Source organism: Marivirga tractuosa DSM 4126 (assembly GCF_000183425.1).
GTDB classification, from domain to species: Bacteria; Bacteroidota; Bacteroidia; order Cytophagales; family Cyclobacteriaceae; genus Marivirga; species Marivirga tractuosa.
Window position 1 is genome coordinate 754,636 of the sequence record NC_014759.1, and the last position, 12,491, is coordinate 767,126.

The following is a 12,491-nucleotide window of genomic DNA, read 5'->3' on the forward strand; positions in this document are numbered from 1 at the left end:
TTATTTCGGCAAGTATCGATTATAAACTTTAATCTTTCCAGCAGATTTTCTTACATCTAATTTTAAATTTTGCCTGCCATTTGTTAATAACAGAACTTCATAACTATTACTTCTTAAGATTTTAAATGTATCTTCATTTACACTATCATAATTACCAAATGGAGCAGCAAATACTTTTGAGATTGGTAAATCTAAATCCACCAAATCCTGAAAACCACTTTCAATTTCTGTCAATTGTTCTTCATAAGATAATGAGGAAAGAAAATAATGGCTTTTTGTATGATTTCCCAAATGAAAAAATTTGACCTCTGCCAATTCCTTTAAATCATCTTTATTCATATACAAATCATTTTTGTGGCCAATCCCCTTTCTATAAATAAATTGATTAAGTTCAGATTCTACAGATTTTGATGAAATATGAGGTGATTTAGAATCTTTATACAAAGAAAAATTAGCGCATAAAGTCATATTTTTTCTAAGCTCTTCTAAAAATTCGTTCTCTAAATTATGATTATATAGTAGACGAATTTTGTCTCTCCATAGTATGTCACCATTTAAAGTCTTGGAATTAATAAAAAAAAAGCCGGTATTTTATGCTTTTTCAATATCGGAACTGCAGTTTGTAATAAACTTTTATAACCATCGTCAAATGTTATAAAAGGTTTAATCAAATTAAAATTCAATGACAAATCTCCCCAAATTTTAGGGATAGTAGTAATCTGCTTCTTAAATTTATCTACACTTACATTATGTAAATATTGATCATCTAAATCTGAAATGTTAGAAACGGAATGATAGCATAATCCACACTGTCTATAAAAGGTCTTAAATAAATCAATTAAATGTTTTGAATGCATATTTTTATTATATTATTTCCATTAATTTATTCATCCGATACTAGGGAACTTCTGTTTTATACCGATATCTGCATATTGGAGCTTAATATTCTAATGGAATACCAAAACATTCCATTCTTATTCGGATAGCATATTCAAAATCAATGGATTCCAATAATTGACTTGAGTTTTCTTTCAAGATTATATAGTAAAGGATAACTATTTTTCCTTTTCTTCACTTTCCATTTAATATAAAAATATTTAGCCCAGTCTGATTTTTTATTTAAAATCATCTTTTCCTCCTTGTATTTATTTCTTTCCTCAATTGATAAATCCTCACGGTGGAAATGCATACTGTCAGGGGAGAACGCAAGCTTCCATGGTGATTGTTTAATTTGCAACATAAAGTCCTCATGTTCGCCATGAAAAGGTAAAGACTCATCCCATGAAATATCATTAAAAACTGAACGTCTTATCATTAAAAAATTTCTTGAAAAGTCACAATAAGAAAACCTATGATTCTTGTTTGTTTTATTAAATTTCCAATTTTTTACAGGAACATTGTTCTTAATTAAAACTTCATCTTCAATTTTAAAAAAACCTTGTCTTGGACTTATTTCTCCGTTCAAAACACCTTTACCCGTTCCAATTTGTTTTTCAATACCAGAAATGACTCCAATTCGAGAATCAAAATCTAAAATTGAAATTAAAACTTCTAATTTTGTATCTTTGTTAAATTCAAAATCATCATCTATTCTGAGAACATATTTTTCATCTTCTAAATTTTGAACTAAAAAATTTCTTGCCGCTGTTACAGAAGTTTTACTTTCCGTACAATAGATAAAATGATTACTACATTTTAGCTTATCGTAATAAATGATTTTTTCATTACTTATTTTATTACTATCATCGAAAATGTACAGTTTATACTCTATATTTTTGCAAAACTTAGAAATGCTTTCTAAAGTATTAAATAAAGTTTTTTCTCGATTATACGTTTTAATCAGTATTGCTATCACTATTTCAGAAAAATTATCTTAATTGAATAAATTGTTTTTTTAATATTAAGTTGCTTAATGGAACTCTTTAGCATATAAAATTTCCTGGTTCTAATTTTCTCTTTATAGAAGGAGTAAATATCTTTATCTTTTTTATAGTACGCTTGAATGTATTTAAAAGTATCTAATCTTTTGGCATTTCTCTCAAATTTATTTAAACTAGAGTAAATACCTAAATCATGAATTCTATACCTACTTGGCTCTACAGTATCTAAATATTTGGCACCTCCAAATTCTCCTAAAATAGCCCAAAGAAATGTATCTGCGTTAAGCACTTTATAAAAACCGTCAGGAATTAAATCAATATTAAACTTTCGAAATAAAACTCCTGATGTGGGTAATGTGACAATTCTTTTTAATTTTTCTCCTTCAAAATCTTTGCACTCAGATTTATTTAACTTAAGACCAAGGCTATTTGAATTATCCTCATTTATACACATAGCATTATGGTAGCTTAATACAAACTCTTCATCATTTTCCAATAAATCTGCTTGCTTCTGCAGTTTAAGAGGGTCTGTCCAATAATCATCTCCTTCGCAAAGAGCTATATATTTACCGTTACAATTTTTAATAGTATCTACCCAGTTTCCATTCATACCCAAATTCTCAGTTCTTTCGAGAAGTCTTATTTTATCAGGAAACTTTGAAGCATATTCTCTACAAATTTTTAATGTTTTGTCGGTTGATTTATCCTCTCCGATAACAATTTCATAAGGATATTCTAATTTTTGCTTTAAAGCTCCCAGCAAGCATTCTTCAATATAAGCTTCATGATTATAAGCAATAATACAAGTGCTTACTAGTGGTTTATCCATTCTCCTTATTCAATTTTATTGACACAAAGACTTTATCACCTTTTTTATCTATGAAGTAGGCATTTTTATAGTCACCATGTGTCATTGCTCTTAAAAAGTCTAAAGCCTCTCTAAAACTAACCTTCTTATCTAAATCAATTTCAGACAGGTTTTTAAAATCCTCTTTATCAAAAAAGTGCGAATTTTCTCCCGCTATTGTAATTGTTTTATAGGTGTTACTAATAATCTCTTTAAAATTTTCTTTAAACAATTTTAATTCTTCATTGATCACTCTGGTATAAATTTCCAGTGAGGTATCTTCTTCATGTTTCTCTATCATTGCTCTTGTAATAATTGGTCCATGATCTAACTTTTCATCCATTTCATGGATTGTTGCTCCAATTGGCAAATCATTTACTATAGCAAATACTTGGGGATACCAACCTCTGTTAATTGGATTATAACCAGGATGAATATTTATACAGCGAATTTGATTCACTAATTTTTTGGGGAAAAATTGTTTACAATGACCGGAAATGATCAGATTATAATTGTTAATAAGGAACTCCTGATCTTGCTTAACATTGATTGCTTTATCAAATCCTCTAAAGTCCTCATGACTCCAAATATCAGATTTTATATGACTATGCGCAAAATCAACATGATCATAATTGTAATCATCAAAAATTTTTTTTAGACCTTCGTAAATGATCACATTATCAGTTAATACCAATGTCTTCATTTTAATTATTTTGAATTCTCAGTAAAATTCGACAAACCATATCTTGTTCCTCCTTACTAAGCGTGTGAAAAACCGGTAGGCAAAGTATCCTTTTGGAAATAGAATTAGAACTCGCTACACTTTGTGTGCCGACATATTCCAACTTACTTAGTGAAGGATAAAAATATCTTCTAGGGAATATTTCATTTATTTCTAAACCTTTTTTTGTAGCTAAACAGATTTCCTCAGATTTGAAGACTATAGGATAGTAAGCAAAATTAAAGTCACACTGCTCTTGTATTTTCTGATATTTAACTTCTAAATTAGATAATTTCTCGTCATAATACTTTGATTGCTCCCTCCTCCTTTCCAAAATTACTTTTATATCATCTAATACAGCTAAGCCCATAGCTGCATGAAATTCAGAATTTTTTGCATTTATCCCTACACCGTTAAATTTCTCGGGGCCATCATGCCCAAAATTACGCATGTAAGCCATTCGCTTTAATAAATCTGGATCCTTAGTAACTACCAATCCCCCTTCTATGGAATGCATCAATTTTGTTGCATGCAGACTACAAGTACTAATATCACCATATCCAAAGATACTTTTACCTTTATATTGAGTACCAAAACAATGAGCTGCATCATAAATAACCTTTAAATTATGCTTTTTAGCAATACCGTCTATAGCATCTATATCACAAGCATTTCCAAAACAGTGAGTAGCTAAAATAGCTGATGTTTTACCTGTAATAGCATCTTCAATTTTTTTTGGATCGATATTTAATGTTCCTTCATCGATGTCAACATAAACAGGAGTACAACCCTCCCAAACTATACTACTTGTAGTAGCTACGTATGAAAATGGAGTTGTGATAATCTCTCCTTTTAATTTCAGAGCTTTAATAGCAATTTGCAAGGCTATTGTACCATTACTAACATATAGCAAATGATTCTGTTCCAGATAATCTTTCAACTGAAGTTCAAATTCATTTACCAGAGGCCCGTTATTGGTAAGCCATTGTCGCTGATAAATGCCTTCAACGTACTTTTGATACTTTTCAATAGGTGGAAGATAAGGTTTAGTAACAGGAATCATTTATTACTTTTATTAGCGTGAATATTATAACCATCCTTGACTTGAAAATTTAAAAATTTTCCAATTTTTTTCCATTTATCTTGATCTTCTAATCGAGTATGAATTAATCTATCTTTACCAAACTGATCAAAAAATTCTAAAATCTCTCTATTTCGTAAAAGGTAAACTTTTTTATAATGTTCTCGATAACTCTCATCTAATTCTAATAAATTATCAATTTCAGGAGAATACAATTTAGTACTTTGAATATTTAGATCATAATAATCAATCTCCCTTCCATATAATTTACTGTGGCTGTAGGTATTCCCTAAAGTTTTACCTCCTGAATGGCTTATCATTGAGTCAAACCATTTATCAGCATCTCTTTCTAATAAGATAAACTTCGAATTTGGGCATCGATGGAATAACACTTTATAAAAATCACCACACCACCATGGATCATCTTCAAATACCTGATGGGATTTAAATTCTAAAGAATTAAATATTTTTTCAAAATCTCCTTTGAACCATTTTAAGGTCCAATTATTTCTTTTTGATATAGAATATGTAGCTACTCTATAATTATGGTCAGATAAAAATCTACCCGTTGAAGTTGTTCCTGTCCTTTGGAAAGAAATTACAAAAATCTTCGGTTTGCGAATTAATTTGATTGCGATTAATTCTTTTTTGATTCTTTTTAAGAAAAATTTCATTTATTGATTTAATTTTAATCTGATCTTATTGACGATAGTATTCATTTCATCTAGAATTATATTGCCTGAAATTTTGAGATACAATAAATAAATAGCTGTATAGCCTAGTAATTTTAAAATAGTATTAATCAAATTTCTGTCGATATTCAACCAATATTCAATTATAAAAAGCAAAACAACAACTACCAATAAGTTAGGTAAAACCACTTTAAATTGATCCTTTAAAGATATTTTCAAGGAAATATGAACGAATATATTATTCAAAATCCAGGCTAAGATATTAGAAGCAACTGTAGCATACAAAAAGGCATTAAATCCATATAAAAAAGCAAAAATCATCGGAGTCAATTGTATTACTTTACGGATGTTTCCGTAGTGGAAATTTTGTTTAGATTTACCCTTAGCCATAAAAGCGTTTACTATCATTGCGCTGATTGGGTAAGTAAACCCATTAATTATTATAATTTTAAAAATAAATACAGATGGCTCCCACTTAGCACCAAATAGACCTATTACTAGTTCTTCTCCTGCTATAAAAAAAAATCCAGTCAAAAATACAGATAAAACAGAAACCAAACTTATCACTTTCAAAAAAATTGCTTCAAACCGTTCATCTTTATCTTGTATACTTGCTAAAGCTGGAAAGAAAACTTTTGCTATGCTACTAACAGAATTCTTGTTTATTAAGCTATTCAAGGAATTAGCTCTAGAATAAAAACCCAGTGTGGCAGGGGAAAATAATTTACCCACTATAAGAGTATCTGCTTGTTTAATCAATTGATTTACAGATTGGGCTGCAAATACATAAATTGAAAAACTTGACAGTTGTTTAACTTCTAGCCACGAAAATTCAATTTTTGGATGCCAATCAGATATTTTCCATAACAAAACAGTACTTATTAAAGCTGCGGTAATTTGTTGTATTATTAATGCATAAACACCAAATCCCTTCCAAGCAAAAATAATAGCTATAATACCTGCAACGATTTGACTTGATAATTGCCTAAATGTAAGACTTCTAAAATCAAGTTTTTTTCTTAAAATGGTGATTTGAACAATATTAAAACTGCTAATAAAATAAGTAATAGATAACAGTCTTACTAAATCCGTTACCTTTTGATTCTCATAGAAGCCCCCAATAAATGGTGCTAAAAAATAAATTACAACAGTAAAAATTATCCCCGCAAAAACATTTAAATAAAAAACAGAGGAATATGTTAAGCTAGTATTTTCTTTATTCTGAATAAGAGCAGAAGCAAACCCCATATCCTTAAATATTTGCAAAACAGCAATAAACACCATAGACATGCCTACCAAACCAAATTCTTCTGGATCTAATAAACGTGCTAAGAAAATAGAAATAATAAATGAACTGATTTGTCCTCCGTAATTACCTAATAAATCCCAAGCTAAGGCTATGCCAGTCCTACTCCTTAAAGAGCTCATTAATCTTGCTATTTAAAACTAACGTAAACTCTTTAGCTCCAAAATCATTAAGGTGGTCTGGATTTCGGAAATACTTCTTATATTTAAATAATTCTGTATAATCTTGATAGGTGACGTTTGGATTCACTGAATCTAATAAAAATAAAGTACTATCTATTAAATCAGTTTTCTTAATATCTCGAATATCTTGAAATTCATTAGTTTTTGGAGTTTCAATTAAAAAAACTTTGATATTTCTGGCTGATGTCCATGCTATTATTCTATTTAACAAAATCAAGTTATTTTTAATATCATAGCTATTATCATCTTTATGTAGAAGAGCTGCTTCATTGGCTGCTGTTAAAAATGATAAAGAGTCTTTTACTAACAATCCACCTTCACCCATATATCCATATCTATTAGTTTCAATTTTTCTTTTCTTACCAAGCACACAAAATTTTATGCAATTTACCGTAGCTTTTTTGAATCCGACTGATGGCAATACAGTATAGCGATTAAGATTATAATGTGATAATAGATCTAGCTTATAAAAATGTTGATAGTAAGGTACCCTTTTAGCAATTCTACCCTCACTAATATTCGTGCTTAAGGTAAAATGAGAGATCGAAATAATTAATACCTTCAAATTGTTTAATTGCTTTTTATACTTATCAAATATCTCAAAGTCGATTTGCATCGGTTGACCAACCATTCCCATATTAAAGGAATAATAATCTGTAAAGTAGTCAGGATTTATCCCTCTCAAAGCATGAGAACTGCCAAATACTAAAACTTCAATATCATTTACTGATCTCTCGAAATTCTCAATCTTGGTTAAATATTCATTTGGAATATTCCGATTCGCATATTCTATTAATAAATATGCAGATAATAGAGGTATTGAAAAATAAGAAAATTTTAAAAGAAATTTTTGCATTTCTAGAACTGAAAATATATAAATTCTGATTTATCGAAAGCTCCAAAAAAGAATATTATTACTACTATAGCATAGTAAAACCCGTATTTAACTAACTTGTTTGCTCTGTCACCAAATAAATTTTCTATACTGTTCTTACGTATTATCCATTCAATAAATATCCAAAAAATTATAATTAATGGAAGAGAATAACCAATTAATGAGGGTCTTTTTAAATCAAAAAAGGAACCCTCAAAATTGAAAATATTTCTGATGTAAACAAATGCATTTGTAACAGTCTCAGCTCTAAAAAACACCCAAGCCAAACAAGTCAATGCAAATGTGGATCCCATTTGCCAGATTTCTACTAAATTCGGTAAAAATCTATTTTCAGCTACTGTATCAGTATTTTTTCTGTTTTTTCCCAATAATAATAGAGGCAGAAAATAAATTGCGTTTAAAGCTCCCCAGATAATGAACGTCCAGTTTGCTCCATGCCAAAAACCAGAAACTACAAAAATCACAAAAGTATTAAAAACTGCTCTGCCCTTTCCTACTCTGCTACCGCCTAAAGGGATATAAACATAATCTCTAAACCAGGTAGAAAGGGAAATATGCCACCTACGCCAAAATTCTGCCATATCTCGAGAGAAATAAGGCGTTCTAAAGTTGGTCATTAAATTAAAGCCAAATAGCTTGGCGGTACCTATGGCAATATCCGAATACCCTGAGAAATCTCCATAAATCTGAAAAGCAAAAAATACAGCTCCTAATATAAGTTCCATCCCACTGGCACTTTGGTAATTGGCAAAAATCTCATTTACAAAAATTGCACAGTTATCTGCTATGACGACTTTTTTAAATAATCCCCATAAAATAAGACGCATGCCGTCTGCGCCTTGTTCATAGCTAAACTCTCGTTTAATTTTAAACTGTGGCAATAAGTTTACCGCCCTTTCAATGGGTCCCGCCACCAACTGCGGGAAAAAGCTCACATAAGCAAAAAAAGCAACAGGGTCTTTTTCTGCTTTCATCTGCCCTCTGTAGAGGTCAATAGTATAGCTCATGGTCTGAAAGGTGTAAAAGCTAATCCCAACCGGCAATATCACATTTAATGACCAAGGGTTGGCTTGCATGCCTATCATGGTCACCATGTCAGCGAAAGACTCGGCAAAGAAGTTGAAGTACTTAAAAAAGCCTAGGAAACCTAAATTGGTACAGATACTAATCCACAGAAAGAACTTCTTTCGAGCTTTAGTATTGCTCTTTTCTATTTGCTGACCAGCTATAAAGTCTACCAATGAGCTAAAAGCAATCAGAGATAGAAAACGCCAGTCCCACCAGCCATAAAACACATAGCTAATGGCTAATAAAAAGAAATTTTGTGCCTTTAAGTGCTTTTTAAAGACAAACCAATACAGTAAGAAACTGAATGGCAAGAATAAAGCGAATTCTGAGGAATTAAATAACATTTTTATAAAATCAATTATACTAGGAAAAAAACTTACCTACCTAATTATCAAAAGTTTTATTAGGTCGATTATTACAATAATCAACTAGTAATTTAATATATATCTAACACCATCTATCTGCAAATGTAGTTACTCAGATTCTGCATCTATGCTCTTGGCTTTCGCAATACTTTTTTACCATTTAAATAGTAACTAGGTGTTTTATAACCTCAACACAAATTATGTAAGCAGATCTTGGACTTATAGAAACTAAAGGATGGCTACCATTTTCTTTGTTTCCTTCAACAAAATTACCCTAGGTAGTCATATTGTATCCAGAGTCAATAAAAAAGGTCTGTACATTTCTATTTTCATAAATTAAAATCTTTTCCTGTTTTTCTGGATGATTTCCTAAAAGAAGAATCCAAGCCTCTTTTTTTATTTAATTCAAATTAACTCTATCAATGTAAAAGATAATATAACTCTATTCGTAGATGTTTCTTTCTATTCTCCATTCTTGATATTAGGTGATTAATTGTTTTTTCATTTATTGTATTTTTTAGGCATTTACTTTAAATAATAAGCTGATATTTTCACCTTGATTTAGCGAAATACATCATTTAAAGCCTTAGTTTAAATCTTGATACTCAACCCTCAAAATTATTCCCCTTCATAGGAATTAAGAATTATTGCTAAATCTTTAGAGGCTTTCTTAGCTCCAATAGAATTCATATGGTGATAATCTTCAAAGTCAAAATCAGTGTAAAATGTTTTTGACTGATAATTTAGATCATAAAATGGTATCTGATTCTTATTAAAATAGTTTTTGAAATACATGTGCGCAGTATCTTGTGTTGATTTCAACATTCTTGAAGGTGGATAGGGCGCCCGCATACAGATTAGTTTGATATTATTTTCTTCACAAATGCTTTTTATTTTGCTTAAATATTTTTCTATTGTTGCTATTGGTAGTAGATCGGTGTTAGAAAACGAATAAATTGGAGGGAATTTTTTTATATCAATGGAATCATTAACTCTGTTAGAGGGTCTATGACCTTTAATCCATGACGATTCATAATAAGATTTCTTTTGATTTCCACGTAAAATATTTATTGCTTCCTGCTTAAGATATGCCTTATACTTTATTACAGGAAATAATAGATCAAGAAATTTTTCAGTTAAAAACTCATTATATATCATTTCATTTGCCATAAATTCAGCATTTGAAAAAAGATTATTAAAATCATAAGAGTTTTTAAATGAAGGGAGAAATGCTTCATATACCAGATATTTTGGTTTCTGAAATTTTAAAATTTCTTTAAACATATAAAAGCTTTCTTTAATATGTTGGGATCCAGTGCACATATTATAAGAATTAAGTTTAGAAATACTATCAAGAATTAAAGGGTTATACGCACTAGAGCCCCTACTAGACCCTAGTATAATTACGTCAAAACTATTCTTTTCAATTTTGATTGAATTCCATTTGTTAAGTTTAATATTTGTCCCATTTTTATAAGTTAAACGTTTTGGTTTTTCATAAACCCAAACAATTATATACGAGGAAATAATAATAGTTATAAAAAAAGTCAGTACCTTAATTAGAAACTTCTTCATTTTTAAAATTAGAAATAAATATTTTGAATGATTTTCATCACTAAACTAGCTTTTTTTGTTTTTTAGTTTTATAAAATCACGCTGCTCATTCCCACTACTTTATTAAGCTTTATCGCATCCGAATCTGGCTTTGTTATTTTCTTTTTTCAAAGCATTTACATTGATTTCACTTATTATTGATAAGGTTTAATGACTTCTAAAACGATAGATAAATTTCTATGTAATAAGTTTTAATTGAAAAATTTCCTTTTATTTATTTGGATAGCGAAGGCTAAGCTTCTTTGTGAGAGTAATCTTACCTCATGCTTTTTTTTTATTCTTATATTCTATAAACCACGACACAAACTCCTCTATCCCTTTTTCCAATGGAGTATTCGGTTGATAATTAAAATCATTAATTAAATCTTGCACATCTGCATAAGTTTTTTGAACATCACCGGGTTGCATGGGTAAAAATTCCTTTTCAGCTGTTTTGCCCATGGCTTTTTCCAATGCTTTGATATAGTCTAAAAGTTTAACTGGTTGGTTGTTGCCAATATTATAGAGTCGGTAAGGTGCATTGGAGCTGCCAGCATCAGGTATATTAGTATCAAATGCTGCATTACTTGTAGCGGGTTGGTCTAGTGCTGCCATTACGCCTTTAACTATATCTCCCACATAGGTAAAATCCCTTTCCATTTCCCCCTGGTTAAAAACCTTGATCTTCTCTCCTTTTCGAATGGCTTCCGCAAATAGGAAAAGTGCCATATCAGGTCTGCCCCAGCTACCGTAAACGGTGAAAAAGCGTATGCCTGTAGTGGCTATATTGAATAAATGGCTGTAGGTATGCGCCATCATTTCATTGCTCTTTTTGGTGGCGGCATAGAGTGATAATGGGTGATCAGTATGGTGGTGCACTGAAAAGGGCATTTGGGTATTGCTGCCGTAAACAGAGCTAGAAGAGGCGTAAACTAAATGTTTTACAGGGTAATGCCGGCAAGCTTCTAATATATTTAGAAAGCCTTGGATATTGGCATCGATATAGGCTTGGGGGTTTTCTACGGAGTACCGAACTCCTGCTTGTGCTGCTAAGTTGATTACATGGTCAAATTGCTCTTCTTCAAATAATTGGTAGAGGTAATCTCTATCGCATAGGTCGGCTTTTACAAATCGGAAATTCGGGTATTGCTCGCTGAGTACTAATTGGTGGTTTTTGACCAGTTCTCTTTTGATTCCTAATTCGTTGAGGCGGCCGTATTTGAGGTTAACATCATAGTAATCATTGATGTTGTCGTAGCCGATTACCTGATCTCCACGCTCAAGGAGGGCTTTCGTGAGATGATATCCGATAAACCCCGCTGAACCTGTTACTAATATTTTTTTCAAATCAATATATTTTTTTATTAACAGCTAAAGCTGTTTAATTTAACCACAAGAGAAACAAGAGAACACAAAAGGACAGCCGAAGGCTGTTAAAAATCTCACGCAAAGGCGCGAAGGCGCAAAGTTTACGCAACGTTAATTAAATTCAATATGTAAACACTATTTCCAATCTCAGAATTTTTCCTTTTAATAATTCTTTGCGAGAGTTACCCAAAAGCCTTAGGCTTTCAAACTGTGTAATATGTAAACATAATAAATCAATTTGAGAAAATTTCACGGGATGAACCCCGCTGAACCTGTTACTAATATTTTTTTCAAATTTCTAATATTTTATTTACAGCCAAAGGCTGAGTTTAAATCAGCTAAAGCTGATTAATTTTTTACCACTACTTGTCCCGCATTCATCGGGAAAAGGGACAAAAGAAAACAATAGACAGCCTAAGGCTGTGAAAGTTTAACCACTAAGTTTCTCTAAGTTTTTCACAAAGGGCACTAAGGACAGCCTAAGGCTGATTAT

General features: G+C 30.8%; 12 protein-coding genes. All 12 read right to left on the reverse strand.

Features of this window, described 5'->3' with window-relative positions; translation table 11 throughout:
* Nucleotides 1–468, reverse strand: a complete 468-nt coding sequence (locus tag FTRAC_RS02950) for a polysaccharide deacetylase family protein (RefSeq protein WP_041649463.1) — start codon at nucleotides 466–468, stop codon at nucleotides 1–3.
* 86 nt (nucleotides 469–554) lie between these two features.
* Nucleotides 555–857: a polysaccharide deacetylase family protein gene (locus tag FTRAC_RS02955; protein ID WP_041649465.1), complete on the reverse strand. Its 303-nt coding sequence runs from the start codon at nucleotides 855–857 to the stop codon at nucleotides 555–557.
* 140 nt (nucleotides 858–997) lie between these two features.
* On the reverse strand, nucleotides 998–1,855 hold the full coding sequence (locus tag FTRAC_RS02960; RefSeq protein ID WP_013452742.1) for a glycosyltransferase family 2 protein: 858 nt from the start codon (nucleotides 1,853–1,855) through the stop codon (nucleotides 998–1,000).
* Nucleotides 1,855–2,709, reverse strand: a complete 855-nt coding sequence (locus FTRAC_RS02965) for a glycosyltransferase family 2 protein (RefSeq protein ID WP_013452743.1) — start codon at nucleotides 2,707–2,709, stop codon at nucleotides 1,855–1,857. Before FTRAC_RS02965 ends, FTRAC_RS02960 begins: the two co-directional genes overlap by 1 nt.
* Nucleotides 2,702–3,430 (reverse strand): dTDP-4-amino-4,6-dideoxyglucose formyltransferase, encoded by a 729-nt coding sequence (locus tag FTRAC_RS02970; RefSeq protein WP_013452744.1) that lies wholly within the window; start codon nucleotides 3,428–3,430, stop codon nucleotides 2,702–2,704. Before FTRAC_RS02970 ends, FTRAC_RS02965 begins: the two co-directional genes overlap by 8 nt.
* Before the next feature lies 1 nt (nucleotide 3,431).
* Nucleotides 3,432–4,511 carry a DegT/DnrJ/EryC1/StrS family aminotransferase gene (locus FTRAC_RS02975; protein WP_013452745.1) on the reverse strand — a complete coding sequence of 360 codons (1,080 nt, stop codon included), beginning with the start codon at nucleotides 4,509–4,511 and terminating at the stop codon, nucleotides 3,432–3,434.
* On the reverse strand, nucleotides 4,508–5,203 hold the full coding sequence (locus FTRAC_RS02980; protein WP_013452746.1) for a sulfotransferase: 696 nt from the start codon (nucleotides 5,201–5,203) through the stop codon (nucleotides 4,508–4,510). The genes FTRAC_RS02975 and FTRAC_RS02980 overlap by 4 nt, the downstream gene beginning before the upstream one ends.
* The gene (locus FTRAC_RS02985; protein ID WP_013452747.1) at nucleotides 5,204–6,649 is read right to left on the reverse strand and encodes a lipopolysaccharide biosynthesis protein; all 1,446 of its coding nucleotides are present in this window, start codon (nucleotides 6,647–6,649) and stop codon (nucleotides 5,204–5,206) included.
* Entirely contained in the window at nucleotides 6,630–7,565 is a 936-nt protein-coding gene (locus FTRAC_RS02990; protein WP_013452748.1) for a hypothetical protein, read from the reverse strand. The genes FTRAC_RS02985 and FTRAC_RS02990 overlap by 20 nt, the downstream gene beginning before the upstream one ends.
* 2 nt (nucleotides 7,566–7,567) lie before the next feature.
* Nucleotides 7,568–9,016, reverse strand: coding sequence for an MBOAT family O-acyltransferase (locus FTRAC_RS02995; RefSeq protein ID WP_013452749.1), 1,449 nt, complete (start codon nucleotides 9,014–9,016; stop codon nucleotides 7,568–7,570).
* A gap of 639 nt (nucleotides 9,017–9,655) precedes the next feature.
* The gene (locus FTRAC_RS03000; protein WP_148230032.1) at nucleotides 9,656–10,321 is read right to left on the reverse strand and encodes a hypothetical protein; all 666 of its coding nucleotides are present in this window, start codon (nucleotides 10,319–10,321) and stop codon (nucleotides 9,656–9,658) included.
* Nucleotides 10,322–10,912: 591 nt separating this feature from the next.
* Nucleotides 10,913–11,977, reverse strand: a complete 1,065-nt coding sequence (locus FTRAC_RS03005; protein ID WP_013452751.1) for an NAD-dependent epimerase — start codon at nucleotides 11,975–11,977, stop codon at nucleotides 10,913–10,915.
* Between the last annotated feature and the right edge of the window lie 514 nt (nucleotides 11,978–12,491).